The 26,057-nt window shown below is 34.3% G+C and carries 35 protein-coding genes, 1 tRNA gene and 1 pseudogene; 20 read left to right on the top strand and 17 right to left on the bottom strand.

The genetic code is table 11. The features are described from left to right. Window positions 1–115 precede the first annotated feature (115 nt). The 3 genes from ABWU69_RS04920 to rlmB form a co-directional block, all read right to left on the bottom strand. Window positions 116–652 carry a cytochrome c oxidase assembly protein gene (locus tag ABWU69_RS04920; RefSeq protein ID WP_265034444.1) on the bottom strand — a complete coding sequence of 179 codons (537 nt, stop codon included), beginning with the start codon at window positions 650–652 and terminating at the stop codon, window positions 116–118. Then, window positions 653–1,375, bottom strand: a complete 723-nt coding sequence (locus ABWU69_RS04915; RefSeq protein WP_265034443.1) for a Bax inhibitor-1/YccA family protein — start codon at window positions 1,373–1,375, stop codon at window positions 653–655. It lies immediately after the preceding gene. 79 nt (window positions 1,376–1,454) lie between these two features. After that, window positions 1,455–2,219: a 23S rRNA (guanosine(2251)-2'-O)-methyltransferase RlmB gene (rlmB, locus tag ABWU69_RS04910; protein WP_265034442.1), complete on the bottom strand. Its 765-nt coding sequence runs from the start codon at window positions 2,217–2,219 to the stop codon at window positions 1,455–1,457. Window positions 2,220–2,311: 92 nt separating this feature from the next. Here rlmB and ABWU69_RS04905 point away from each other — a divergent pair, with 92 nt between their 5' ends. The 3 genes from ABWU69_RS04905 to ABWU69_RS04895 all read left to right on the top strand — a co-directional run bounded on the left by ABWU69_RS04905 (window position 2,312) and on the right by ABWU69_RS04895 (window position 4,749). Continuing rightward, a complete protein-coding gene (locus tag ABWU69_RS04905) occupies window positions 2,312–2,812 on the top strand; it encodes a Smr/MutS family protein (RefSeq protein ID WP_265034441.1) in 501 nt (166 codons plus the stop codon). Between the two features lie 664 nt (window positions 2,813–3,476). Next, window positions 3,477–3,995 (top strand): c-type cytochrome, encoded by a 519-nt coding sequence (locus ABWU69_RS04900; RefSeq protein ID WP_265034440.1) that lies wholly within the window; start codon window positions 3,477–3,479, stop codon window positions 3,993–3,995. Between the two features lies 1 nt (window position 3,996). Then, window positions 3,997–4,749, top strand: a complete 753-nt coding sequence (locus tag ABWU69_RS04895; RefSeq protein ID WP_265026373.1) for an alpha/beta hydrolase — start codon at window positions 3,997–3,999, stop codon at window positions 4,747–4,749. Between the two features lie 137 nt (window positions 4,750–4,886). On the opposite strand, the gene ABWU69_RS04890 is transcribed toward ABWU69_RS04895, so the two are convergent. Genes ABWU69_RS04890 through ABWU69_RS04875 form a run of 4 tightly spaced genes read right to left on the bottom strand, consistent with a single transcriptional unit; the run spans window position 4,887 to window position 5,935 of the window. After that, complete coding sequence (locus ABWU69_RS04890; RefSeq protein WP_353285431.1) at window positions 4,887–4,976, bottom strand: hypothetical protein; 90 nt, start codon at window positions 4,974–4,976, stop codon at window positions 4,887–4,889. A gap of 56 nt (window positions 4,977–5,032) precedes the next feature. Beyond that, window positions 5,033–5,245, bottom strand: coding sequence for a DDE-type integrase/transposase/recombinase (locus ABWU69_RS04885; RefSeq protein WP_265034439.1), 213 nt, complete (start codon window positions 5,243–5,245; stop codon window positions 5,033–5,035). Further along, window positions 5,190–5,585 carry an IS3 family transposase gene (locus ABWU69_RS04880; RefSeq protein WP_265034438.1) on the bottom strand — a complete coding sequence of 132 codons (396 nt, stop codon included), beginning with the start codon at window positions 5,583–5,585 and terminating at the stop codon, window positions 5,190–5,192. The genes ABWU69_RS04885 and ABWU69_RS04880 overlap by 56 nt, the downstream gene beginning before the upstream one ends. A gap of 59 nt (window positions 5,586–5,644) precedes the next feature. Beyond that, window positions 5,645–5,935: a transposase gene (locus ABWU69_RS04875; RefSeq protein WP_265034437.1), complete on the bottom strand. Its 291-nt coding sequence runs from the start codon at window positions 5,933–5,935 to the stop codon at window positions 5,645–5,647. Window positions 5,936–6,094: 159 nt separating this feature from the next. Here ABWU69_RS04875 and tsaD point away from each other — a divergent pair, with 159 nt between their 5' ends. The 11 genes from tsaD to ABWU69_RS04820 all read left to right on the top strand — a co-directional run bounded on the left by tsaD (window position 6,095) and on the right by ABWU69_RS04820 (window position 15,160). Next, window positions 6,095–7,102 carry a tRNA (adenosine(37)-N6)-threonylcarbamoyltransferase complex transferase subunit TsaD gene (gene tsaD, locus ABWU69_RS04870; RefSeq protein ID WP_265034436.1) on the top strand — a complete coding sequence of 336 codons (1,008 nt, stop codon included), beginning with the start codon at window positions 6,095–6,097 and terminating at the stop codon, window positions 7,100–7,102. Window positions 7,103–7,284: 182 nt separating this feature from the next. Next, on the top strand, window positions 7,285–9,030 hold the full coding sequence (locus ABWU69_RS04865; RefSeq protein WP_265034435.1) for a type I secretion system permease/ATPase: 1,746 nt from the start codon (window positions 7,285–7,287) through the stop codon (window positions 9,028–9,030). 438 nt (window positions 9,031–9,468) lie between these two features. Continuing rightward, on the top strand, window positions 9,469–10,908 hold the full coding sequence (locus tag ABWU69_RS04860) for a hypothetical protein (RefSeq protein WP_015589193.1): 1,440 nt from the start codon (window positions 9,469–9,471) through the stop codon (window positions 10,906–10,908). A gap of 4 nt (window positions 10,909–10,912) precedes the next feature. After that, window positions 10,913–11,521, top strand: a complete 609-nt coding sequence (locus tag ABWU69_RS04855) for a hypothetical protein (RefSeq protein ID WP_265034434.1) — start codon at window positions 10,913–10,915, stop codon at window positions 11,519–11,521. 4 nt (window positions 11,522–11,525) lie between these two features. Then, entirely contained in the window at window positions 11,526–12,341 is an 816-nt protein-coding gene (locus tag ABWU69_RS04850; protein ID WP_265034433.1) for a hypothetical protein, read from the top strand. 96 nt (window positions 12,342–12,437) lie between these two features. Then, window positions 12,438–12,511 (top strand) — tRNA-Arg (locus tag ABWU69_RS04845). A 67-nt stretch (window positions 12,512–12,578) separates the two neighbouring features. Next, complete coding sequence (ssb, locus tag ABWU69_RS04840; protein ID WP_265034432.1) at window positions 12,579–13,052, top strand: single-stranded DNA-binding protein; 474 nt, start codon at window positions 12,579–12,581, stop codon at window positions 13,050–13,052. 9 nt (window positions 13,053–13,061) lie between these two features. After that, window positions 13,062–14,006 (top strand): 4-hydroxy-tetrahydrodipicolinate synthase, encoded by a 945-nt coding sequence (gene dapA / locus ABWU69_RS04835; protein ID WP_265034431.1) that lies wholly within the window; start codon window positions 13,062–13,064, stop codon window positions 14,004–14,006. A gap of 57 nt (window positions 14,007–14,063) precedes the next feature. Further along, entirely contained in the window at window positions 14,064–14,363 is a 300-nt protein-coding gene (locus ABWU69_RS04830; RefSeq protein ID WP_265026139.1) for a transposase, read from the top strand. Between the two features lie 165 nt (window positions 14,364–14,528). Then, window positions 14,529–14,786, top strand: a complete 258-nt coding sequence (locus ABWU69_RS04825; protein WP_265026336.1) for a transposase — start codon at window positions 14,529–14,531, stop codon at window positions 14,784–14,786. Further along, window positions 14,786–15,160 (top strand): IS3 family transposase, encoded by a 375-nt coding sequence (locus tag ABWU69_RS04820; RefSeq protein ID WP_353285022.1) that lies wholly within the window; start codon window positions 14,786–14,788, stop codon window positions 15,158–15,160. The genes ABWU69_RS04825 and ABWU69_RS04820 overlap by 1 nt, the downstream gene beginning before the upstream one ends. A gap of 68 nt (window positions 15,161–15,228) precedes the next feature. On the opposite strand, the gene ABWU69_RS04815 is transcribed toward ABWU69_RS04820, so the two are convergent. Then, a complete protein-coding gene (locus ABWU69_RS04815; protein ID WP_341812849.1) occupies window positions 15,229–15,366 on the bottom strand; it encodes a hypothetical protein in 138 nt (45 codons plus the stop codon). Window positions 15,367–15,490: 124 nt separating this feature from the next. On the opposite strand from ABWU69_RS04815, the gene ABWU69_RS04810 reads away from it, so the two are divergent. Both ABWU69_RS04810 and ABWU69_RS04805 read left to right on the top strand, forming a co-directional pair. Further along, on the top strand, window positions 15,491–16,087 hold the full coding sequence (locus ABWU69_RS04810) for a riboflavin synthase (RefSeq protein WP_265026363.1): 597 nt from the start codon (window positions 15,491–15,493) through the stop codon (window positions 16,085–16,087). Between the two features lie 57 nt (window positions 16,088–16,144). Continuing rightward, window positions 16,145–16,702 carry a CvpA family protein gene (locus ABWU69_RS04805; RefSeq protein WP_265026362.1) on the top strand — a complete coding sequence of 186 codons (558 nt, stop codon included), beginning with the start codon at window positions 16,145–16,147 and terminating at the stop codon, window positions 16,700–16,702. Between the two features lie 414 nt (window positions 16,703–17,116). Here the strand turns inward: ABWU69_RS04805 and ABWU69_RS04800 are convergent. Then, window positions 17,117–17,595, bottom strand: a pseudogene (locus ABWU69_RS04800) (IS4 family transposase); the annotation flags it as partial. A gap of 294 nt (window positions 17,596–17,889) precedes the next feature. Between ABWU69_RS04800 and ABWU69_RS04795 the strand changes: the two are divergent. After that, window positions 17,890–18,057, top strand: coding sequence for a hypothetical protein (locus ABWU69_RS04795; protein WP_265034427.1), 168 nt, complete (start codon window positions 17,890–17,892; stop codon window positions 18,055–18,057). Between the two features lie 85 nt (window positions 18,058–18,142). Further along, entirely contained in the window at window positions 18,143–18,889 is a 747-nt protein-coding gene (gene lepB, locus ABWU69_RS04790; RefSeq protein ID WP_353285021.1) for a signal peptidase I, read from the top strand. A 7-nt stretch (window positions 18,890–18,896) separates the two neighbouring features. On the opposite strand, the gene ABWU69_RS08075 is transcribed toward lepB, so the two are convergent. From ABWU69_RS08075 to iscU, 4 genes are read right to left on the bottom strand one after another with little or no spacing between them, the layout of a single operon-like run. Then, window positions 18,897–20,870, bottom strand: a complete 1,974-nt coding sequence (locus tag ABWU69_RS08075; RefSeq protein WP_410541778.1) for an Hsp70 family protein — start codon at window positions 20,868–20,870, stop codon at window positions 18,897–18,899. After that, a complete protein-coding gene (locus tag ABWU69_RS04770; protein WP_353285020.1) occupies window positions 20,848–21,306 on the bottom strand; it encodes an iron-sulfur cluster co-chaperone HscB C-terminal domain-containing protein in 459 nt (152 codons plus the stop codon). Before ABWU69_RS04770 ends, ABWU69_RS08075 begins: the two co-directional genes overlap by 23 nt. Then, window positions 21,299–21,712 (bottom strand): HesB/IscA family protein, encoded by a 414-nt coding sequence (locus tag ABWU69_RS04765; protein WP_353285019.1) that lies wholly within the window; start codon window positions 21,710–21,712, stop codon window positions 21,299–21,301. The genes ABWU69_RS04770 and ABWU69_RS04765 overlap by 8 nt, the downstream gene beginning before the upstream one ends. 10 nt (window positions 21,713–21,722) lie before the next feature. Beyond that, window positions 21,723–22,115: a Fe-S cluster assembly scaffold IscU gene (iscU, locus tag ABWU69_RS04760; protein WP_353285018.1), complete on the bottom strand. Its 393-nt coding sequence runs from the start codon at window positions 22,113–22,115 to the stop codon at window positions 21,723–21,725. A gap of 191 nt (window positions 22,116–22,306) precedes the next feature. Here iscU and ftsY point away from each other — a divergent pair, with 191 nt between their 5' ends. Then, window positions 22,307–23,218, top strand: a complete 912-nt coding sequence (ftsY, locus tag ABWU69_RS04755; protein WP_265034422.1) for a signal recognition particle-docking protein FtsY — start codon at window positions 22,307–22,309, stop codon at window positions 23,216–23,218. Here ftsY and radA read toward each other — a convergent pair. The 3 genes from radA to ABWU69_RS04740 form a co-directional block, all read right to left on the bottom strand. After that, window positions 23,205–24,548, bottom strand: a complete 1,344-nt coding sequence (radA, locus tag ABWU69_RS04750) for a DNA repair protein RadA (protein ID WP_265034421.1) — start codon at window positions 24,546–24,548, stop codon at window positions 23,205–23,207. The genes ftsY and radA overlap by 14 nt on opposite strands. Before the next feature lie 125 nt (window positions 24,549–24,673). Next, the gene (locus ABWU69_RS04745) at window positions 24,674–24,859 is read right to left on the bottom strand and encodes a hypothetical protein (protein ID WP_353285017.1); all 186 of its coding nucleotides are present in this window, start codon (window positions 24,857–24,859) and stop codon (window positions 24,674–24,676) included. 175 nt (window positions 24,860–25,034) lie between these two features. After that, the gene (locus ABWU69_RS04740) at window positions 25,035–25,244 is read right to left on the bottom strand and encodes an IS110 family transposase (protein ID WP_265026354.1); all 210 of its coding nucleotides are present in this window, start codon (window positions 25,242–25,244) and stop codon (window positions 25,035–25,037) included. A gap of 257 nt (window positions 25,245–25,501) precedes the next feature. Here ABWU69_RS04740 and rsfS point away from each other — a divergent pair, with 257 nt between their 5' ends. Further along, window positions 25,502–25,828, top strand: a complete 327-nt coding sequence (rsfS, locus tag ABWU69_RS04735) for a ribosome silencing factor (RefSeq protein WP_265026353.1) — start codon at window positions 25,502–25,504, stop codon at window positions 25,826–25,828. 68 nt (window positions 25,829–25,896) lie between these two features. On the opposite strand, the gene ABWU69_RS04730 is transcribed toward rsfS, so the two are convergent. Next, window positions 25,897–26,046, bottom strand: a complete 150-nt coding sequence (locus ABWU69_RS04730; RefSeq protein ID WP_167347162.1) for a hypothetical protein — start codon at window positions 26,044–26,046, stop codon at window positions 25,897–25,899. Window positions 26,047–26,057 lie beyond the last annotated feature (11 nt).

The following is a 26,057-nucleotide window of genomic DNA, read 5'->3' as shown; positions in this document are numbered from 1 at the left end:
CACTGGGATGACACCATTTGTTGTAAACTCACTTTTACTCTATGGTTATACTACCTTGCCGCTATCCTGAACGGATACCTTCTTTCAGCTTTGGATGACAATAGGAAAAAGTTTGTTACTTAAGCTTAAAAAACGTGTATGATAGTGTTATTTCGCTCAAATCTTTTGTATTACTATCAAGCATTATCTCAGGATCTATATAGAAAGATACGGGCATAGCAGCTTTTTGTTTTGGTAGCAACATTTGCTCTTCAAAACAAAAGCATGCAACTTTATTGAAATACTTACCTGCTTTGAAAGGCGTAACGTTATATACTGCCATACCAAATGAAGACTGATCAGATAGATTTTTTGCGTAATAAAAAGCTAAACTTTGTTCTCCTATGTTTACGTCAACGTAGTTAGTTTCTGATTTAAACTCCCAAGGTAGATCGGACATTATATCAGCATTGAAATGGACCCTGATTTTTTGGTCAGTTGCACTTATTGTTGCATTAGTTACTTTTCTTGTTGTGCCACCATATCCAGTAGCTTTGCAAAAAATGCTGTATAGAGGCACCGATGCATATGCAAGACATAGCATCAACACGACTAAAGATATTAAAAAGAAAACTATAGAATTCTTACTACCTTTCCTTAAAAAGGAAAACATCTAGTCCCTATTATTGAACAAGTTAAGTAACCTGAGTAGATTGAGAAATATGTTAATAAAGTTAAAATAAAGATCAGTTGCACCCAGTATTGCCAATTTAGTAGTAGCGACTTCTGATCCGTCGTTATATTTATAATAAACGTCCTTGATTCTTTGAGCATCATACGCAGTCATTAAGGTAAAGACTATTACTGATATGAACGATATTGCAAAGTAGAGAGGACTACTTCCAAGGAATAAATTTACTATGGATGCTATAATTATCCCCAAGACTCCCATAATCAAGAAAGAGCCCATACTTGTAAGATCTCTTTTTGTGGTATTACCATATAAAGCCATAGAGCCAAACATAATTGATGTAATGAAAAACGCTCTTGCTATATTTTCTGCAGTATAAACTATAAAAATATAAGATAAGGAAAGCCCCATTAACACTGAGAACGAGAAAAATATAGTAACGGCAGACTGAGCACTTAGGTGTTGAATTCTATACCGCATATAGATCACCAATGCAGCTGGAGAGAATATTATCACAAGCGACAGAACAGGATTAGAATGAATTACCTGAAAAAGACCAGAAAATACCGTTAGAAACGCAACAAGCCCTGTAACGCCTAAAGCTAAAGCCATGTAGTTATATACTTTAGTTAGGTAACTTCTAAGCCCAGCACTATAATAAGCGCCTTGAGAGCGAATATCCTGTTCATTTCTCATGTAAGACATAATATAACTCCTTTTGTCTATTATTTAACACATTATAATATAAAACCACATTTTTATCAAGTATTTTTATTATAAACAGCTATGCGCTGGCATTTGTTTTAATATAAATAGAATATAGGCCTATTGCTGCTGCATTTGAAACATTTAAGCTGTCAATTACGTTTGACATTGGTATTTTTAAAAGATAATCACAATTTTCTTTAACTAACCTTCGCATTCCTTTCTCTTCGGAACCAAAAATAATTACTCTTTTTTTCTCAAAGCTCTTTATTTCATCTATATTTTCTTTAGCATTGCAATCAAACCCGTAACACCAGTAGCCGACCTCTTTTAAATACTGCATAGTTTTTACTATATTTGTAACGTATATTAGCGGGACAATATCTAATGCCCCACTTGCTGCTTTTGCAATAGATGCATTTTCACTCGGTGAATGGTTATGTGGTAAAACCAATGCGTTGACATTAAAACAAGCTGAAGTTCTTAAAATCGACCCAATATTGTGCGTGTCAGTGACTTGATCTAAAATGACTATGGTAGAGCTATCGTTCGAGCTTTCAGCTATTTCTTCAATGCTTAAGTTATAAAGAATAGGGGCAACATTTAAAGCAATTCCCTGATGGTTAGCACCTTTGGGTAAAACGTCATTAAGTATTTTGTTTTCTACTAATCGAACTTTAATGCCCTTACTGTCTACACATTGCCTAATTTCTTTTTCGTGTTCTCTATAGAAATTTTCTGTTGCTAACAGTTCTATACACCGCCTATTTTTATTCTTCAGTGCTGACATGCAGGTGTGCTTTCCATACAGCCAAAAATTCTCATTAGTTTTTGACGATTTCATCGTATTATTGAAAATCGGGTTTTTATAGAATAAGCAACATTTTACTATGTTTAGATATTGTTGTAAAATTATACAATTCGATTAATGCGTTTATGTCGGACGATGAGTTGGATTGGCAAAAAAATGTTAAGCCAATAGAATGTAGAAAAGTTACTTTGAAAGTTGATCATAAAGTAAATATAAAGTCTATGGTTGATAAAGGTACCTCCGACTTACAAGGGAATTTTCTTAATACCAATAATGGTAACTCATCATTTTGTCTTGACTACAACACAAAATCAAAGATTGATAGGGGTAAATATTTTATAAGCGATAAGCTCGATTTGCATGGCTATAATATAGAGGATGCTTACTGTAAATTGGTAGATTTTATTATCAAAAATTATCGAGCAGGAAATAGATGTTTATTGGTAATTACGGGATACGGCAGTGCAACAAATAAAACAGACACTATAAAGAATAACTTAAATAAGTGGTTAAATGATACTAAAATCCAGCATATGGTTCTATACTACCAGCAAGCTACGAAAAAACATGGTGGTAAAGGAGCTTTTTATGTTTTATTAAGAAGGAATAAAAACCTTGAGTCCTGATACTTAAAATTCCTTTTAAGCCTTAATTTTTCTTGTATAACCATATAAAAATCAGTGTTCGGCAGCGCATGACGCACAATTGTACAAACATTGTAGCCGTTATTCAAGTAGCTATAGAAACGAAAAAACTTACTTGACACATTTTGCCAGCCCCCCTATCATGGTACTGAAGGTATTCATTTATCTTCAATCTGTGCAGATCAAACGACAACAGTATTACGTAATGGCGTCTTATTTTTAATTTTTTGCACTATGCGCATCTTATGTCTTCACAACATTTCTAGCTATATAAGCTGAAACGCGCTTATAAAGCGTTTAAGACAGTATAGAACGCCAATTTGCAGGATTAGAGAGTGACAACTAGCTAACACGGAATATCTTTTGCCTTTTTTTCTGCTTAGTAAATTTCCTAAACATTTATGACTAAAGGTTAGTTGCATTAAAAAGCAGCTGAGTCGCGGTTATTAGACGTTTAAAACATAAAAAAACGCCAATGTTTTTAAATAGATATTAGCCGGGGTTTCTTTTGCCTTTTTTTTCGTTTGGTAAATTTCTTAATATTTGTAGCTAGAGACTCTCATCTTTAGCGAGCTTCAAGGTAATTGGTTGCTATTTGCGAAAATATTTGCATAATTTAAGCAACATTAATTGATAAAAATTAACTATGGAGCTTAATAAGATTGCAGCATCGATTTTACTTTCTGGGCTAATCATTATGATAGTCAGCAACGTAGTTGATATGCTGTATAGTCCAGAGGAATATAAGATTGAACACCAAACGATAGTAGCTGCTGAGCCTCAGCAAAAAATTGAGCAAGTGGCGCTTGATATTGGAGCGCTCATGCAGAATGCTAGCTTTGAGAAAGGTAAATCAGCAGCGAAAAAATGTATAGCTTGCCACAGTTTTGAGAAAGGTGGAATGAATAAAGTAGGACCAAATTTATGGAACGTAATTGGAAACAAAAAGGCCCATCTTGGCAACTCATTCAATTACTCAAAAGCAGTGCTTGAAAAAGGTGGAAAATGGGGGTATGAGGAGCTATTTGCCTTTTTAAAGAACCCAAAAGCCTATATAAAAGGTACACGTATGGCATTTGCAGGTATTTCCAATCCACAAGAAATTGCAGATCTAGTCAGCTATTTGCGTTCGATGAGCGATAGTCCGGTTGCTTTGCCAAAGTAGTATGGATTATTGTAAATTGTTTGATGGAAATAATGGTCACATAGCATATCGAAAGCTACAAGGAAAGAAAGCTTCTGTAGTTTTTTTCGGTGGATTTGCATCAAATATGAATGGAACTAAAGCAACTGCTATTTACAAATTTTGCCAAGAAAATGACGTAGCACTTGTGCTATTTGATTACTTTGGTCACGGTAACTCAAGTGGTAATTTTGCCGATTATACAATAAGTGATTGGCAAAAAAATTGTGCTAAAGTGATAAGTGAATTAACTAGTGGTAAACAAATAGTTATAGGTTCAAGTATGGGAGGATGGCTGATGCTGCTCACTGCCCTTCAATTTTCAGAAAAAATTGCAGCATTAATCGGCATATCGTCTGCTCCCGATTTCACTGAAGATTTGATATTCAAGCAATTGTCAGGCAAGCAAAAAGAAGAACTAGATTCTAAAGGTGTAATAGATTTTACTTCAGAGCATTGTACATACAAAATAACTAAAAATTTGATCGAAGATGGCAGAAAGAACCTTCTTTTAAACAAAGAGACAATAGATATAAACTGTCCTGTGCGCTTATTGCATAGCATTAATGATAAAGATGTTCCTTATCAAACTTCATTGAATTTAGCTGAAAAAATCAAGTCAACTGATGTTGAAGTACACTTAATAAAATCAGCAGAGCATAACATGTCTGACAATCATTCACTGGAAGTTTTATTTAAGACCATTAGAGAATTTTGTAACCGTTCACTTATTTGAGCTTTCTTCAATTTAAAGTAAATACAGAAAATTGCTGCCTATAGCTAAACTGACCTTACCCAGAAAAAGTGGAGAGAAAGTTGAGAATGTTTTTTTATAAAAAGAATGATGAATCAAAATGTTCAGGGATGCAATAGTTAATAGTGACGTTGTTTGTTATAAAAAATTTCTATATATTCAAATATAGCAGTTTTAATATGCTGTTTAGAGTGCTTAGAAGTGTCTATTGGTAACTCCCTTTTTAGAGAACTTTTCTACAACAGAATTGTCGTAACAACAACCTTTATGGCTCATCTATATTCTTTATGGCTAAGAGATATTGATAACCTTGTGAAGTATATTGTGAACCTTGATCACTATGTAACAGTAGGTTTTTGGCAGGTTTACGTTTATTAACGGCCATTAATACAGAGTCCATGACCAATTGTTTATTCATTGAACTACTCATTGACCAGCCAATCACCATATGTGAGTATAGGTCGATTACTGCTGCCAAATATAGCCATCCTTCCTTGGTTTTTATATAAGTAATCCCATACTTTATTTGGTTGATCGACAATAAAGTTTTGGTCTAATATTACGACTCTACTGTCCGTTTGTTGTTTCTTAATTTTAAATTTTCTTCTCAATATAGCCTGAATACCATTTTTCTGCATAATACTTTGCACTGTTTTCAAGTTGCAACTTTTACCCAAAGCCTTTAATTCAGCATGAATTTTACGAGCTCCATATCTACATTTAGAAGCTTTTTTTGAATATCTGCTTTTATTTGCTAATTCTCTATTGCTTATTTCCCTCGCAGCCCACTTATAGTAGCCACTAGCAGATACATTCAAAATCCTACATAATTCCCGTACTTTATAGCAGCTGCTATGTTCTTTTATAAAAAAATATTTTACTCTTTTTGACTGCCCAGGGCTTTTTTTAAAATGTCTCTCTCTCTTGTTACTCTTGCTAACTCTTTCTTTAAATCAAATCTTTCTTTGTCGTAAGGAGCTACATTACCCCTACCTGGAAAAGCATTTGCTACTGACTTCTTTTCGTTATATTTTTTTATCCACTTACCTAATACGTTAGAGCTTATACCTAGATCTTTTGCTACTTTCGAAATTGTTTCTCCTCTTTCTTTAAAAAGTTTTACAGCTTCTTCTTTCAACTCTGCTGTATATTCTCTTCCATTTGACATATTGTACCTCTCTATAAAAACATTTTTTTATTATAAAAACGTACCAACTTTCTCTCCACTTTTTCTGGGTAAGGTCACTTTAGCTATAGCAGTTAACTTTGCAGTTAACTTTTACAGCGTTTCAAGGTATAGTTTTTATAATAAAGTGTTCGAATATACATGAAAACCATTTTAGCTGTTGAAACAAGCTGCGACGAAACTGCAGTAGCGATTGTAAATAGTGACAAGCAAGTCCTTGCTCACGAAATTCTCTCCCAAGCAGAACACAAAAAACGCGGTGGCGTAATCCCTGAGATAGCGTCACGTGCTCATATGGAGCATTTAAGTGGTCTAATAAAAAGCGCTGTAGAAAAATCTAACCTCAATTTTCGCGATTTGGACGCGATTGCAGCAACATCAGGACCAGGACTCATAGGTGGACTAATAGTTGGTACAATGATGGCTAAAGCAATTGCGCATGTAGCACAAAAACCGTTCATTGCAGTGAATCACTTAGAAGCACATGCATTGGTTATTAGGTTACTGCATGAGGTAAAATTTCCATTTTTAGTCCTACTAATATCAGGTGGTCACTGTCAATTTTTAATTGCACAGGATGTAGGTAAATATATTAAACTCGGGAAGACACTCGATGACTCGTTAGGAGAAGCATTTGATAAAGTTGCTAAGATGCTGGGTTTAAGCTATCCCGGAGGACCATTAATTGAAAAGTTAGCTAAAAAAGGCAATGGTGCAAGATTTAAACTGCCAAGGGCAATGATAAAACGTTCTGGATGTAATTTTTCGTTTTCTGGAATCAAGACAGCAGTAAAAAACTTAGTGCAGAAACTCGAAATAAGCGAGCAAAATGTGTGTGATGTGTGTGCTTCGTTTCAAGAGTGTATTAGTGACATACTGCTGGACAGGGTTAGTAATGCGATTATTATGGCCGAATCTTTAAATATCAAAATCAATGACTTTGTGATTACCGGCGGAGTTGCAGCAAATAATTTTTTGAGAGAAAAACTGAAAGAACACATAAACTTAAACATATTTTTCCCCCCTAATAATCTATGTACAGACAATGCAGTAATGGTTGGATGGGCAGGAATTGAAAGGTTACAGAAGAATTATATAGATCCACTTAATTTTGCACCAAGACCTAAGTGGGAGTTAGAAAGTTATTAAAAACTCTCAATTCTGAATTAGGTAATGAAGGAAATATTAACTATACTTCTTTTTACCATTGTTTATATTTCCTATTTACATATATTAATATTTTATTCACTTAAAGTAAGCTAACTGCCGTTATTAATATTTTTGTAATAAAAATTGTATATGGTGCATGTAATTAAATTAAGAGGAAGATTGTGGAAATTACGCCATCAATAAAAAAAGAATTGAAGCAAAGTACTCTATATGTTTGCCTAGAAAAATGCAAAAGTGCATTTTGGTTTATCTTTTGGTTTAGTGCGGGAATCAATTTATTAATGTTATTCCTACCACTTTATACTTCTCAAGTGCTTGATCGGGTGATATCGAGCGAAAGTGTATCAACACTAACTATGCTGACAATTATCACTTTATCTGCATTTGCATGTTCTGCAATGCTTGAAACTTGTCGATATTTAGCCATGGCAAAAATAGGTGATTGGATCGATAAAACTGCAACACCAGATCTGATAGTAAGGTCAATCAGGCTAACGTCAGTGCAGAGCTCAACTTCAAGTGGTGAAGCAATACGAGATCTCGGAGTGATAAAAAATTTCATTACAGGAAATGGTATATTCTCACTGTTTGATACTCCATGGTCGTTAATTTACCTTGTTGTGATTTTCATGATACATACCTCCACGGGGTTTATAGCTATTACTGGAATTATTATATTAGTCTCTATGGCAATATGGAATGAACTTGCCACTAAACGAATATTACAAGAAACCAACGAAGAAACTATACGGAATATCAATGCTATAGATGTTGCAACAAGAAATGCAGAAGTGGTTGAAGCTATGGGCATGTCAGAATTCATAGTCTCTGATTGGTGTAAACGAAATGATCAGAATCGAGCAATGCAAATTAAAGCACAAAATCGCTCTAATGTAATTACTGGAATCACTAAGTTTTTGCGCTCAACTCTGCAAATATCAGTAATTGGAACAGGTGCATTACTTGCAATCACAGCTCATAAGACTGCTGGTAGCATCATCGCTGCTTCAATTTTAATGGGTAGAGTATTAGCACCATTTGACGCTGCGGTTCATACTTGGAAGTTTTTAAATCAGGCTAGAATGTCATATGGAAGGCTACAAAGACTTATATTAACATCGCCAAAAAGAGAGCAAACGATGGCTCTACCAGAACCTGAAGGAAAATTGGAATTTGATAGAGTATTTTTTACTCCTTATGGAAGCAATAAGCCGACAGTAAAAGGAATATCATTCATTATAGATCCTGGAGATGTAGTTGGTGTTATTGGTGCAAGTGCTTCTGGTAAATCCACTATCGCAAAATTAACTGTTGGTGTATGGAAGCCAATATCTGGTGTAGTCAGACTAGATGGCGCTGATGTATATACTTGGAATCGAGAAAATTTTGGTAATTATGTTGGCTACTTACCTCAGGATATTGAGTTATTTAACACTAGTGTCAAAGCTAATATTGCTCGCATGAGGCCAGATCCAAATCCTGAAGAAATAATCAAAGCAGCAAAAATTGCAGGAATACATGAACTAATACTAAGCTTACCAAATGGATATGATACAACAATAGGAGGTCCTGGAGGAGTAACGCTCTCTGGCGGCCAAAAACAGCTTCTTGGACTTGCCAGAGCTTTTTATGGTCACACAAAACTTTTAGTACTTGATGAACCAAACGCTAACTTAGATAGCAATGGAGAGGCATGCTTAATTAATGCAATTGGCATTGCAAGAAAACAAAATACTACTACTGTTATCATCACTCACAAGCTACCGTTATTGTCCGTAGTTGATAAGGTGATCCTCATGTCAGATGGTGTCATTTACGCTATGGGACCAAAAGATGAGATTTTGAGCAAATTAGTTGCTCCATCATCAAATACCACAGAAGATGAGCGCTCTTCAGCAAATGGTTAGTTTACTTACACTAAATTCTGTATCTGAAATAACAACTGTTCCAGAGAAATATATATTTCTTTACCATTAGAAATAATATTACAAGAATAGTAAATAGATTAATAACTCCTATTAATTAAAGTTAATCGGCAGATATAGCTAAAGTGGCTTAGGTTTACCTACAATTTGAAAAACAACAAATTCGTCATTCCGCTACTCGTTAGCGCCGCGGCGGTATGACGTAGAGAAACCTTTCTTGGGTTAGCTATAGTGTATATTTCTAATTAATGAACTTTCTTAATCTATTGTTTAAATAACTTAATATTAGTAATGGTTTTATAAAAAAATTATAATATAAATAATGTTGCTGCGAAAATTTATAACAATATTTCCCTCTAACGTTTAATGAATTTCAATAAATTGCCTTTTTAATTCTAGATAAGTATATGCTTTGTTAATATGTTTAGTTCAAAATCCAAAAGTAAGTTTATGCTTTCTATTGGAGAAGAAGGCATAATGTTACTATATTTTAAAAATAATACTTTAAATAAAAGGTATTTTGTTAAGGGCAAAAACGATAAAGCAGTTTCCGATTTAATTTCATGTCTTTCATCAGACAAAAAAGCACCTTTATACCTGGTGCTTAATCATGCAGATCAAAATTACTCGCTACAGTTTATTACAAGGGCAAACAAGATTAGTGCCTATCTATCAGCAAAAACAAAGATGGAGCATTTTTCTCGTAATAATGACATAAGTTCAGTTTTTTTGGTTGAGAAGCCAAACAAATTCAATCAAAACTGGTGCTATCTTCTTGTTTCATCAAAAGCAAAGCATTTAGTAGAATATTGGTTGAATGTGTTTATTGAGATAGGCTCCAACTTTAAGGGAATATTAATGTTTCCTATAGAAATAAGTAATATAACAAAAAAGATTCTACATAAAGATCCTAATAATTGGAAAATTATAGTTGCTGCAACTAAAACGGGAGGCTATAGACAAGTGGTTCTTAAAGAGAATAAAATGGTATTTACGCGTTTAACATCATTTACTAATGATAATTTACCAGGAATTATTGCTGGTGGAATATATCAGGAAGTGCAAGATACTATTCGATCCTTAACTAAGTTTGGGTTTGAAAAAAATAACCCTATCGACCTTTGCATCATAGTGTCAGAAGATATTAAAGCTAGTTTATCAGTCATAAATTTTTCAGAGAACAGTGTGAACATATTAACTCCATATGAGTTAGGCAAACTATTAGGAGCAGAACTAGCTATAAGTGAAAAAGATAACTTTTGCGATACCATAATTTTGTTTCATAGCTTTAAGAATAAATTAGCAGCTATTTTTAATACAAAGGAAACTAAAGAATTTTATCTATTCAATTACCTTTATTTAAACTCTCCTCGAATTTTTCTATACTTCGCCCTGGTTTTAGTTATAACAAACACCCTTTGTTTGCTAAATTTGTATTCAAATTTCAATGTTGCTGATAATTTATCAGCAAAGCAGAACACCTTAAATAACCAATTAACAAAACTTAGCCAAAGCTATAATGTAAAAAAAATAGATGAAATTTATGATTTTATTAATATCAATAATATTTTATCAAAAATAGAATACTCTCCTCTTACACAAGTTAAGTATGTAGAAAAGTTAAAAATACCAGGTATAGAGCTTCGATCATTTGAATGGAATTATAATGAGGCAAAAAGTTATATTACCACAACTTTAAAGTTTAATTTTCAATCCGGTAAAAATATTTCTCATCAATACGAGAAACTACGAAAAAATTTAAACGATAATTTTCGTACCTACGACATTAATATTTCTAGCTTACCTGCTGCTAAAGAGCAAAATCTATCTATTGATGTTGAAATAGGAGAGGCAATGTAGATTAATGACTATCTTTCAATTAAAAAGAAAAGCTACAATTCAGTTTATATCGTATTTGTTATTATCTGTTGGATTAATAGGGTTATTAACATATGTTGTTATCTATAGCGAAAAGATTTATAATAAAAACCAAATTGCGATTGATAAAATACGTTCTATTAATTTACAGATTACTGGAATTCAAAAAAAGGAAGTTGTTCTAAATAAAAACCTAGATTTATGGAAAAAAATTTCTTCTTCAAATTTACACAGTAGCAGATACATTGCAAATTTAAATTTCGAGCTTAGCAAGTTATATAAAAAGTACTATATATTAGAACCTGAAATATCAATTTCTATACCCGAAGAAGTTGAGCTCCACAACAAAAGTGAACGCACAAAAGTAATAAAAAGTGAAGTGGTCCTAAATTTAAGCTCAATCAGCGATAAGCATATTTTTTTATTTCTACAGTCTATTCCAAATCTGCCCGGTTATGTTATGATCAAATCTCTTATTTTAAATAAGCAGAGAAATATTGATGCTGCAACTATGAATCAGATTTTGAATGGTAATATGATAGAGATAGTGAGAGCTAATATAGTCTTTGATTGGTATACTATATTAAGTAGATAAGGTGATGAACATAAAGCTGTTTTTTATTTTTACGCTACTCATTTCCAATGTTAACGCATATTGCAGTTGTGAAGATATCATAGAAAGCATAGAAATTTGTAAGGAGTATTCTTGCCGACAATATATTGGCAATGAAGATTTTATTGAGCATAAAATATTAGGATTAAATAGTGGAAATTTATGCGTATATATAGAAAAACAAGGTAATGATGAAATGGTTTGTCATCATTCTCAGTATGGAATGATGATAGAAAAAAGATATTTTGAAAGTATTCTTAAAGTTGGCAATCAAGAAATCGATGATTTTATTGATATAGCAAATTTGCGTGCAAAAGAGTGTTTCTTTATTAACAATCAAAAACTAAGCTATACAGATCGGGACGATATAATAAGAGAAGCAGTGGAAAGTGACTTTGACGTTTTGTCACAATATAGTAACGTAAAAAGCATTTTTTTTGATGAAGAGCCAGTTAATAGAATGGTCAATGAAATGGAAAAGTTCAATTTACGATCTTCAAGAGCTGCAAAAGAGGAGGTATCAGATAATTTCAACTGTAAGGTAGTGAGTTTAGACTCAATTTTATATCTTTCTCCCGATACATGGAAAATATGGGTAAATGGAAAGCTGTTTATAAATACTAAGGATTTAAAAGTGCACTCAGTCACTGAAAATTGTGTGACTTTTGTATGGGCCGTAGATCAAAAAGCAATAAAAAAGCATGCGAATGATTCTCAAAATGTATATCTTGGACATGAGAGTATTATGTTTACGCTTTATCCAAAACAAAAATTTGACTTGGATAGCTTATCTATTAAATAATTTAGTATATAGCCAAAGTGACTTAGGTTTACCGACAATTTGAAGAACCGTCATCCCACTGCTTGTTAGCTGATGAGATACCGCGGGTCTATACATGCGCTTGTAGCTCAGTTGGATAGAGCGTTGCCCTCCGGAGGCAAAGGCCGTGGGTTCGAATCCCTCCAAGCGCACTTTTAATTAAATTTGACAATAGTACTTTCATATAAGATAATAAAGGGATTTATTTAGAGCATAATTATGTCTGGTGGTACCATAAACAAAGTCATACTAGTTGGTAATTTAGGAAAAGATCCTGAAATTAGGACTACACAAAATGGAAAGGAGATGGCAAGTTTTTCAATAGCCACATCCGAAAGTTGGACTGACAAACTTTCCGGTATGCGCTCTGAAAAGACAGAATGGCATAATATCGTAATTTTTAGTGAAGGATTAGTAAAAGTCGTCAAAGATTTTGCACGTAAAGGCAGTAAAGTTTATGTTGAAGGTTCTTTGAGAACTAGAAAATGGACTGACCAAAACGGTAGTGAAAGATACACAACAGAGGTGGTTCTATATAATTTTAATAGTGCTCTTACTCTCTTGGATTCGCGACCAAATTCCGATTACAAGCCGAGTGAATACAAGCAAAATGAAACAGAACAAAAAAATAAGCACGAAAGTTTTGACAACGATATAAAAGATGAACTAATCGACGATGAAATACCATTTTAACAATTTAAATTGAAATCTACATTTTTATGGACTGCTTGTGTTACTCCATTTAATTGCAATGGGGATAGCATAGATTATAGCAGTTTGCAGCGTTTACTGACAATGCAAGTTAAAGCTGAAAATGGTGTAGTGTTGCTGGGTAGCACAGGTGAAAGCCTATCGCTTTCTGATTCTGAAAAGCGTACATTAGTTGAATTTGTATGTGAGCTAAAATTAAATACGAAAATTATAATTGGTGTACCAGGAGTGAATCTATATCAGACTCTTGAATGGCTTGATTTTTGCAAGGGTATGCCTATTCACGGCTATCTAATGACAACTCCCATTTATGCAAAGCCCGGAATTATGGGGCAGACTTTATGGTTTGAAAAGCTGCTTGAGAAAGCACATGTGCCGGCTATGTTTTACAATATTCCATCGAGAGCAGGAGTGAGTCTTCACGCTGAAACTGTACGCAACTTATCCAGCCACGAAAAATTTTGGGCTATCAAAGATTCAAGTGGCACCGTTGATACTTTAGCTCAGTATAAGAAAGTTGCTCCAAATATTGAGGTCTTTTGCGGAGATGATAATATGATATCCGATATGGCTGCTTATGGTGCGGCTGGTCTGGTTTCCGTTGCTTCCAATGTTTGGCCACATGTAGCACATGAATATGTTAAGCAATGCCTACTGTCATTCCAGCACGTAACTAGAAAAAAAACAACTCCTCAAATGACAGGAAATGACATAAAAAGTTCAACAGATATCTGGCAACAAGCTTGCAAAGCTCTATTTATTGCCAGCAACCCAATACCCACTAAAGCACTTTTGCATGATATTGGTCTTATAGAACATCAAACTGTCCGCCTACCACTCAGCACAGAAGACTTGCCTTCTGTTGAGATATTAAGGCAAGCCAATAAAATGATTCTTGGATGGAAAGAACTGACTGACCTTACCCAGAAAAAGTAGAGAGAAAGTTAAGACGTTTTTGGAGTAAAATAAAACGTTTTTTCAAAGAGGTGTAATATGACAAATAGAAGAGAATATACAGCAGAATTTAAATTGGAAGCTGTTAAGCTGGTTAAAGAAACAGGTCAAACAAGTACAAAAATAGCAAAAGATCTAGGTATAGATGGCAGTATGTTAAGTAAATGGGTAAGAAAATATGATGGAAAAATGTCTGGAGCATACGCATTTCCAGGCAAAGGAAAACTAGCTCCTTATGACAAAGAAAGATTTGATCTAAAAAAAGAGTTAGCAAGAGTAAGAAGAGAAAGAGACATTTTAAAAAAAGCCCTGGGATATTTTGCCAAAGAAAAAGAGTAAAATATTCTTTTATAAAAGAGCATAGAAATTGCTATAAAATACAGGAACTATGCAGGGTTTTGTGCTGGTGGTTATTATAAATGGATTGCTAAAGAAAAAAGCAATAAAGAATTAGCAAGGGAAGGACTTCTAGCAGAGATTCAAAAAAAGCATCTAAATGCAGATATGGAGCCCCTAAAATCCATAAAAGCTTTAGGCAAAAATTATAACATCAAAACAGTGCAAAATGTTATGCAGGAAAATGACATTATAGCCAAACTTAGACGAAGATTTAAAACTAAAAAACAACCAAATAATATGGTTATTGCTCCTAATATATTAGATCAAAATTTTATCACTGAGCAACCAAATAAAGTATGGGATTACTTATATAAAAACCAAGGAAGGTTGTTGGCAGCAATAATTCTCACGCATGGTAGTTAATGAGTCATACAATGACAAAACAATTAATTGTGGATTCTTTGCTTATGGCTGTTAACAAACGCAAACCCCCTGAAAATCTACTGTTACATAGCGATCAAGGGTCACAGTATACCTCTCAAAATTACCAATTTCTATTGAATACAAAAAACATCATTTCCAGCATGAGCCATAAGGGCTGTTGTTACGATAATTCTGTTGCAGAAAGCTTCTTCAGTTCACTCAAAAGGGAGCTGCTTATTGATATTTCTCAACATTCTGCTCAACAAACTAGAACTGCCATATTTGAATACATAGAAATCTTTTATAACAAACAACGTAGACATTCTACTATTAACTATTGCATTCCTGCACAATTTGATGCATCATTCTCATGACAAAATCGTCTTAACTTTCTCTCTACTTTTTCTGGGTAAGGTCAGGCCAGTTTTTTGACAACTTTCCTTTACATGCCGGTGCTTCTAGTCTGCATTTTTCTTGAGCTCTCATTTGCGTAACGACGTTGACAAAGTGTAACCAAGGTGTTTCTTTTATAACATATTTTTAACTTACAACCGCCGCGGTATCTCTTAGCCGCTAACAAGTAGCGGAATGACGAATTTGTCGTTTTTTAAATCGTCGGTAAACCAGAATTACTTTAGCTATAACAAAATAGAAATAAGTTGTTGTAAAAAATTTTTCATGGTAAAATTATTTATTTTCACCACATGTTTAAAGGAATTATCACGGATATCGGGACTATAACTGATACTACCACTCACTCCAACTCTGATCAAATTTTCCATATCAAAACACAAAACTTACCCTCTATAAATAAAGGAGACTCAATAGCTTGCTCTGGTGTGTGTTTAACTGTTGTTGATATAATGAGCGATACATTTACAGTCCAAACGTCTCAAGAAACTATGAAGGTTTCTAACTTAAATACGTGGAAGATAGGCAAAAAAATAAATCTCGAACAAGCAATGAGATTAAGTGATAAGATCGATGGCCACCTAGTTCAGGGTCATGTTGACGGGATAGTAAAAATTTTAACAATTGAGCGAAATTTAGATTCTCATGAAATCAAGCTATCATGCCCACAAGAATTAATTAAATTTGTTGCAAAAAAAGGCTCTGTTACACTAGATGGGGTTTCTCTCACAGTGAACTCAGTTATTAATCAGGAATTTACAGTAAATATCACTCCCTATACATGGGAAAATACAACTTTTCAGTACAACAAAGTAAATGATTATCTGAATTTAGAAATTGACATGATCGCTAGGTATTTAGATCAACTGATGCAGCATAAATACAATTAATTTTACAACCTCGTTATTTATAACTATTATATCTTGAAAACCATATAGATATAAAATATGCTTTTCGATAGTCTAATTATCTTCATTGTTGTTCTATGTGTAATAATCTCGATAACTAGAGGCTTTATAAAAGAGCTATGCGCACTAATGTTTCTATTTTTATCAGTTTTTCTGACAGCTAATCACTATGATTTTTTCACTCTAAATTATAGTAAATATTTTGATTCTAAAGTTACGTTAAACATACTCTCTACAATTTCTGTATTTATTATACTTAATCTTATATTGATGATAATAAATAACTGGCTAATGTACATATTATCGCCCATAAGGTTGGGGTTTATCGATAGAGTTACTGGAATCTTTCTCGGAGTGCTTAAAGGAATATTGCTCTCTTATATATTATTTTTTGCTGTGCACTTATATTGCTACACAGTATATGACAAAAAAGAGGAACATTCTGAAATAAAAGCAGAAGACATATTGCCTAATTGGATAATAAATTCACACTCTTATCAGACTTTATTTGTGACAGCAGAAGAAGTAATTGACATGTATGTACCAGAGTCGTTGATACTAAAAATAAAAGAGATCGGTGGAGAAATGGTTGATTAAGAAAAACCTAAAAACAATAAAAAAGAAGAGTAAATATTTATTTATAAATATGTTCATTGGGAGTATTCAAAAAGCCATATGTGTCAGGTTAAGAGCAAATATTCAAAATTGTAAGTCAAAAATATGGTTGAATAACTGTGTGTATAATTATTAATCTTTTCTAAGCATTTTAGCAATGGCTCTTTCTAAATTTCTCGACCCTAAGAATGATGGTGTGCTGCAGTAACAAACAAAGTAATGTTTGTTTTATTGAAGATGAAGGAAGGTCCTTCGAAATCGGTTTTCAGGAGCAGCCACCTTAAGTGGCTCTATTTAAGAGATAGGGTCATAAGCGTTAAGGAAAAATCAGCATATAAGCTGGAAGGTGTGGATCAGAAAGACGAATGTGAGTGAACCACTGATGAACGTGTCGAAAAGGGAAGTGAACATCGAAAGGGGGAGTGAGTCGTTCTCCTCTGCCAACGTTTGCTCCCAAGCTGCAAGACGAGCACTACAAATTAGCAAAGTACACAAATCAACGAACAAATTGCTAGCGGTGCTTGTTGTTCCATTTGGTTCAAACTCGGATACGATTTCTTCAGAGTTGAATACCAGAACCATCTGCTGCAATAAACCTATAGCCTCTCCAGCTCAGGCTCATCTTGATAGGCTGTTTGGATGCTTAAATTCTTTAAAACCTGTATTTATATCTTGCTTTAGAAAAAGCTTGCTTTGAGGGTGGAACTTAATGAGCTCACATTCTATTCCTAAACTTTTCTTAATTAACTTTAAAATCATAGAAAATACTGTCGTAAAAGCTTGTTCGTGTGAAACTCAACACAATGGATTCTCTGAAAAGCTTTCGAGTATATTATATTTTTAATTTGTAGAATAAGTTTTTTTCCTTTTTGCATGTTTCACCTAAAAAGGACATATTTTAGACTTCTTTGTTGAAATAAAACAGAAACAAAAGTGCTGTTTATTGCAGCTTTTGGGTAATTTAATGGTAAAAAATTTAGAGAGAAGTTTTATACACAATCACTGATATTTTCCCTTAAGTTGACGCCATTGGCTGAACAGTTGCTACTTGTTAGCGAGATCTATGCTAAGAGATACCGTGGCGGTATGACGTAGAGCTCGCGTTAGCTATACTTTTATACTCACCAAATCAGTTTGCTTGCTTACAAGCAAACTAGCATAAAAAGTGGTTGTTAAAACACAACGTTTTCGATGAGATTGCAGGAAGGCTGGATTCTAGTGTCAGCTACTTTCATCTGCCTACCTGCAAATTGCAATGTTCGTACAGTTATGTGTCACGCTACTTGGATGACACCGTTGAAAGAAATGAACCGCCTTTTCAAAATTGTTTTGAATAGAGGAATAACATTCACAAGTAAAATTTCATATTACCATTTTTTAATTTATGTATTATAATAAGCTTAATTTATAAGAAAAACAAAGTTGGAAGGATTAAGCAAAAACTGGGTGATAAGAACGGGAAGATTTTTATCTTCATTGTTTTTTTTACTACTAATTGCGCTATCAATACGTAGTTTTTTATTCGAGCCATTTCATATACCTTCTGGTTCAATGAAAAGCACCCTACTTGAAGGGGATTACATTTTTACTAGTAAATACTCATATGGTTACAGTAAACACTCCTTTCCATTTTCTCCAAACATTTTTAGCGGCAGGATTTTTTACACCCCTCCAAAGCGTGGCGACATAGTAGTTTTCAAACCCACAAAAAACGACAGTATCCGATTTGTTAAGCGGGTAATAGGAACACCGGGCGACAAAGTGCAAATGATAGAGGGAGAATTATACCTGAATGATCAGAAAGTAGAGCGAAGGCAAATTGAAAGTTTTTTTGATTATGAGTCAAATCGTAACATACCAAGATATATAGAAACGCTTTCAAGTGGCAAGAAACATGAGATTTTGGTAGATAACATTTCTAATAAGCTATCATATAACACTCCGGTTTATTATGTACCTAACGATCAATTTTTTGTTATGGGAGACAATAGAAATAATTCTTTGGATAGCAGGTTTCCTGAAGTTGGTTTTGTACCAATGGAAAATATCATTGGGCGTGTAAGCATAGTTGGTTTATCGTTTAAATTGGGAAAGGTCGATTGGTTACCATTTAATTTCAGGTTACCTGTTGCTCTGAGATTAAATAGGGTATTGCACAAGGTTGTGTAAGCTTTTTCTACCTATTTGTTAATTCACACAACTCTAAAGAGGAATTTTCTAACTCGGCGATAGCGTTGTTAATTTCATTCAAGTCATTGCCTTGTAAAGCGTCTTTTGCGTTTTGTAATAGGTTTTTCAACTTTTGATCAGTGGAAAAGTTATTATTGTTTTCAACCAAGTGTATGAGTTTATTTCCATTAATTTTAGCGCCTGCAAGGGAACGAGCCTTCATATCTTCATCAAAGCTGTTTATTGACTGGTCAACCATATTTTGAATATCAGCTTCACTCAAGCCAAAACTTGAATTTACTTCAACTGTCTGCTCAATTCCAGTAGCTTTTTCTCTTGCAGTAACAGTCAAAATTCCGTCAACGTTAACTGTGAATTCTATTTCAACTCTTGCAGAACCTGCAGGCAGTGGCGGTATACCTTTTAGTTCAAACTGCGCTAGAGATTTGTTATCCTCTATCATTTCACGTTCTCCCTGACAAACGTGAATTTTCATTGCTGTTTGCCCATCAATATAAGTTGTAAACTCTTTTGTTTCTGAAACTGGCAGTGGTGTATTTCTTGGTATAATTTTTTCAACTATGCCTCCCATAGTTTCTATGCCAAGCGATAAGGGTAAAACATCTAAAAGAATATTCCTATCTTTCGAGTTTGAAGTTAGATAATGAGCTTGCAGAGCTGCACCAATGGCAACTGCTTTATCCGGATCCACGTCATTTAGTACTTTATTTCCAAAGAGTTTGACTAGTGAATTTTGAACCAATGGTGTTCTAGTTGCACCACCAACTAAAATTACTCCTTTTATATCATCAATTTTAAGATCTATATCGCTTATAGTACGAGTGACTATATTGATAGTCTTATTGACCAAAGAACTGATTGCCTGCTCGAATTCTTCTCTGGTAATTTCACACTTGAATAGCTCGCCGTTAATGCTGAATTCAAAAATGCCTGAGGTGTTTTTGCTCAGATATTCCTTCACAGTACGCATATTGTAGATTCCAGCGTCACGCGCTTCAGCATACGAACGTTGCAATTTGCAGGTAGTTTGCGCAGCAGGTGGTGTCATTCCAGTGCTTGACACTGGAATCCAGTTCTTACTATACAATTGCCTGGTGTGCTCATTTGCAATTAAATTTTCTGGATCCCAGTGTCTGGGCACTGGGATGACATCTTTCTTAATGGAAATCATACTTACATCACAACGTTCGTACAGTTGCGCGTCAAGCGCTGGAATGATATTTGATACTTTCTCTCTATACTCATCGAGCACAATTGAACTCAGCAAATGATCAAAATCATCACCGCCGAGTTTGGTGTCACCACCAACCGCAAGAACTTGAAACACTCCTTGATGCAATTTCAATATCGAAATATCAAATGTTCCACCACCAAGGTCATAAACTGCATATATTCCACTATTATTGTTCTTTTCAATGGAGTAAGAAAGCGCTGCAGCGGTTGGCTCGTTAACGAGGCGAAGAACTTCTATTCCAGCTAATTTTGCTGCATATTTAGTTGCGTTACGTGCTGAATCGTCAAAGTAAGCTGGCACAGTAATCACTGCTTTTTTTACTTCCAGCCCCTTAGACTTTTTTACCCTCTCACATAAAGCTTTTAATATCTCAGCAGAAATCTCAACAGGAGTAAGATACTTTTCCTCTGCGCATTTTACTCTAATAACTTTTTCACTTTCGTTATCTATTTCAAAATTGAGGCCTTCTTTATTTAATTCTTCAACACTTTTACCCATTAAACGCTTTATTGAGTAGATTGCATTTCGACCGACGTTACAGCCAGTTTTCAATGTATTATCTTCATATGAAATAACAGAAGGCAGTAGCTCTCTTCCTTGCTCATCTTTAAATATTTCTGCATTGCCAGCTTTATTTACCATGGCAATTAAAGAATTGGTAGTACCAAGATCTATACCAAAAACTACTTCACTTGAATTTGGTTCAGAAATTTGAATTGGTTGCATTCTTTTTCACCTCCTCAAATGACTTATATAAATATTTCAATCTTAAGACTTGTGTAGCAGCTCCATCAAAATTCTTTACAGCAAAAGTGTTAATTAGGTTTTTAATGCAACCTTTTATTTTTTCATCAACCATCCTACTTGCAAATTGTAGGTCGTCGCAGTCTAGTAAGTACTCTCTTACCTCCATTGATTCATTTAATATTTCAGAATTCAGATGATCCTTTTGATTTTTTACATTAAAAAGATTCAATAAATGCTCGGCACGTTCTAGTGGTGACTTTAGCACTTGATAAGCTTTGTTGATATTTTCCATATTTTTGGACTGCTTTTCATTTATATCAGTCTTGCTTAGCTCAATATATTTTTTCTCTAACTCATCAAAGCTGATATTGAAAGTTGGTTCAATTTTAAACAATGCAAAATAGCTGCTAGACATGAAAACTCTCTCCACAACCACACTTTCCTTTTTCATTGGGATTTTTGAAAACAAAACCAGATGAGAATTTTTCCTCTACATAATCCATTTCAGAACCAAGAATAAACATGACGGATTTTGGATCGATCAACACTTTAACTTTTTGGTCATCACTACAGGTTTCCTCAATTATCGACTCTAAAGGACGAGTATCATATGCATATTCAATATCATATTTTAAACCAGAACATCCTTTTTGTTTAATTAGCACTCTTATTCCTATTGCTTCTTCTGATTTCTCAAGGTTAGCATGCTTTTTTTGATCCAATAAATACCTTATCCTTTCTACTGCTTCCGCAGTTATAGTGATAAGTTTTTTATTCTTTTTTACAGTTTCACCTCCGCCTACTTCTTGATATTCACTCATGCTTTAGTTCTCAATGTTCACCTTTATTTTGTTTACTTTGATAATCATGAATAGCAGCCTTTATAGCATCTTCAGCAAGCACCGAACAGTGTATCTTCACTGGAGGCAAAGACAACTCTTCCACTATTTGAGTATTCTTTATCTGTGTAACGTCACTGATGGTTCTTCCCTTTATCATCTCTGTTAACAAGGAACTTGAAGCAATGGCAGAACCGCAGCCAAAAGTTTTAAATTTTGCATCTTCAATAACACCTTTGTCATTGACCTTTATCTGCAATTTCATTACATCACCGCACGATGGTGCACCAACCAGGCCAGTACCAACACTTGGATCATTTTTATCCAGAGAGCCAACATTCCTTGGATTTTCGTAATGATCTAATATTTTCTCATTATAACTCATAAAACTACCTATAAACCACTACATTTATTATAACACATTTAAGTTAAAAACTAAAGTAAAATACACTAGCAAACGGTATATTTTACTCACGAAATACCCGCAAAGTGAGTGCATTTTACTTTACAAATACACGTATTACATGTCATTCTTTATATTGTAATTAAGTTTATAATTTAAAAAGGAGTATTCCCTTGAGTTTATTTGGTAACCTTTATAAAGGCCTGTTAAAAACTTCTTCTCGCTTTAGCGACGGGGTGAAAAGTATTTTTTCTGGCAAAAAAAAATTAGATCAGTCGCTTTTAGATGAGCTAGAAGAATTGCTAATTAGCATGGATATTGGTCATAAAACTTCCAAGTTGATTATTGACAGGCTCACAAGCATCAAGTTTGACAAGGAAGTTGAGTATAATATCATCACACAGCAGTTAATGAACGAAATAGAAGCTATATTAAACCCTGTCGTGCAACCGTTAATTTTAAATAAAAAACCACATATAATAATGGTATGCGGAGTAAATGGTAATGGTAAAACCACAACTATAGGTAAACTTGCATATAAATATAAGGAGATGGGAAAGTCCGTTATGCTTGTTGCATGCGATACATTTAGAGCTGCTGCTAGTGAACAATTAAACATTTGGGCAGAACGTTCTGATTGTTCCATTGTTACTGGAGAGTACGGTAGCGACTCTGCAAGTGTGGCGTATAGGGCTGTGAGTCAAGCTATAAAAGATAACGTTGATGTTGTTCTAATTGACACAGCAGGCAGGCTACAAAATAATGTGAACCTTATGGAGGAGTTATCAAAAATATATAGAACGATAAAGAAATTGGATGACACTGCCCCTCATGACGTTATTTTAGTTCTTGATGCAACTACCGGCCAAAATGCTTATAGCCAATTAGAAGCATTTAGCAAAATGGTTAATGTTACCGGGCTAATCGTAACAAAGTTAGATGGCACTGCTAAGGGCGGAGTGGTAATTGGACTTGCAGAAGCTTATAAGATAAAGTTACATGCTATAGGAATTGGCGAAAATATAGAGGACTTGAGGGAGTTTACTAGCAAAGAATTTGCTGAAGCGTTATTTAATTGTAATTAAAGACTTCTCTTAATTCCCTTACGTGACCAAGCTTGATTATCTCAATATCGTGAGAAGAGTAATTACCATTTTTAGGCATAATTGCTTTTTTGAATCCTAACTTTTGTGCTTCTTTTAGTCTGAGATCAGCATGCGAGACATTCCTAATTTCTCCTGAAAGTGCAACTTCACCGCAGATTATTGAAGAAGTTGGCAGCGGTAAATTTACTACACTTGAAATAAGGGAAGCAGCAACAGCAAGATCAGCCGATGGTTCCTGTATTTTCAATCCTCCCGCGATGTTTAGGTACACTTCTTTATCATGCAAAAACATTTTGCAACGAGCATTTAGCACCGCGATGATCATAGCCAATCTATTAATATCCCACCCAACTACTGCCCTTCTTGGGGTTGCCATATTAGTCCCTGCTATTAATGCTTGCACTTCCATTAAAATTGGTCTTGAACCTTCAATTCCTGCAAATACGGCGCTGCCAACTACTTCTCTGTCATGGGCCATCAGAAACAATGATGATGGGTTATCAACAGGCACTAGTCCTGCTTCAGACATCTCAAAAACACCAATTTCATTTGCAGGGCCAAATCTATTTTTAATAGTGCGTAAAATGCGGTATTGATTGCTATTTTCACCTTCAAAATATAATACCGTATCCACCATATGCTCCAAAGTTTTAGGTCCAGCTATTTGTCCGTCCTTAGTTATATGACCAACTATTAAAAGAGAAACACCATATTGTTTCGCAAGAATGGTTAATTCATGTGCACAAGTACGAACCTGAGTTACAGTTCCTGGTGCTGATGTAACTCTGCTATCATACATTGTTTGTATAGAGTCAATTACTAGGAACTTAATACTTTTATTTTCCTTTATTGTTGCTACTACATCAGTTAAAGACACTGTAGATAAAAGCTTAATTTTAGGTTCATTTATCTTAAGACGCTTTGCTCTGAGACTCACTTGCTCTAAAGATTCCTCGCCAGATACATAAAGACATTCAAAAGAGGAAAGTTGCACAACATTAGCTGCAATTCTAAGCAAAAGGGTGGATTTCCCAATTCCAGGTTCGCCTCCAATTAAAATGCTAGCACCTTGAACGATACCCCCACCAAAAACTCTGTCTAATTCTTCTACTCCTGTTAGAAAACGACTTGGAATGATAATTTCGCTACCCGATAACGTCTTTATTAAAATTGGCGCAGATATACTTCTTTTGCCCGTTTTTACTGCTATTTCTTCAACAATTGTATCCCAATTGTCACATGCAATACACTTTCCTACCCATCTGCCAGTGCTATGACCACAGGATTGACATACATATACAGTTTTCATTAAAATCAAAATTATTTTGTTATAATTGTAATAAAAATTAGCTGAATAGGCGAAGTAAATCTAAACACTGAGTCTCACAAACGTTTTGGTGCGAAGATAATTGTAATAAGTTGTGCCATTTAAATTCATGCACAATAATTGCACGCACGCTTCCCTCCAGGATCTAAGTAGCCTCTTCTCCTGTCATCTAAGTAGCCCCTTCTCCTGTCATTCCAGTGCTTGACACTGGAATCTTGTTTCAATGTTAAACAAAATACCATAGAATTCAAGAAGACAATTCCTAGAAAATTTCTACATCCAAAAAAAGGCATAAGTCATGTTAATGCTGTTTGAATGAGCTGATATAAAGATAAGCCAAATTTTTACAAGGAAAAGCAATACAAAACCTAGCGATCATAGCAGCATCTGATCTATCTGTTTTATTTCTAAGTAGCTCACTTTTGCCAAAAGCTTTGATTTGGGCTGGCACTTACATTATGTCCCAGGTCATACATAAAATTTTTCACTATAACAACCTGTTGCTTCAAGACACAGATGAATAAGCTCTGCTCCATGATTATTGCACCAAGTCACAAGCTTTTCAAAACCATCTTGGTTGTTGTGAAAAACTTTATGTCGTTTTTTGCTGCCTACCAACAAACAAGCATCAAATTTTTGTTTAGCAATATCTATAACTAAAATAGCATTTGTTTGCATAAAACCGCCTCCAAGACTATAAACAAAATTGAGAGTTCTTGTAAATACGGGATATAATTTCAAAGATACTGTTCAGTCTTTTAACTCTATTGGAAGGAGAGCAAAATCTAATTTCGGCCTTATTGGCGTTAGTTCACATCCGGCTTCACCCTTCCCTGCAAGATATTTTAGCTCTAATACCTTACATCATAAAGATACAAGTTCATATTTAGAGATTTTGAGTGTATAATTATAAGCAAATTAAATAATTTAAGATGATGACTAATGTATCCAGTGATACAGAATCAATAAAAAGCATGATTGTAAGTATAATAGATCAAAATAAAGGTCACGATATAGTTACTTTCGATGTGCAGAATAGAACCATTATTGCAAAATATATGATTATTGCATCTGGTGATTCAAGTCGCCATGTGAAAGCGTTAGCTGAACACGTAATAAAAAGTCTCGAGCGACATGATAAAATAGATGTAGAAGGTATGGATGAAGGCAATTGGGTGGTTTTGAATTTTCAAGGCATAATGGTTCACATATTCAGGTCAGAAGTAAGGGAGTATTATAAAATAGAAGAACTGTGGAATTGATTGCCTGGGCCATTCAAGTACAACTGTATAAGTATCGCACCTTTAGGATAGCTCCCCAAGAAAAGGTGTCATCCCAGTGCTTGACACTGGGATCCAGAAAACTTAATTATAAACGAGCACACTATACAACGCTTTTGATGAAATTGCATGAAAAACTGGATTCCAGCGTCACGCGCTGGAATGACATCATCATCGATATCTTCAATAACAATGTTCACATATAAAATAA

The sequence above is a fragment of the Wolbachia endosymbiont (group A) of Beris morrisii genome (assembly GCF_964028185.1).
Taxonomy (GTDB): Bacteria; Pseudomonadota; Alphaproteobacteria; order Rickettsiales; family Anaplasmataceae; genus Wolbachia.
This window is presented reverse-complemented; position numbering and strand designations above follow the sequence as displayed.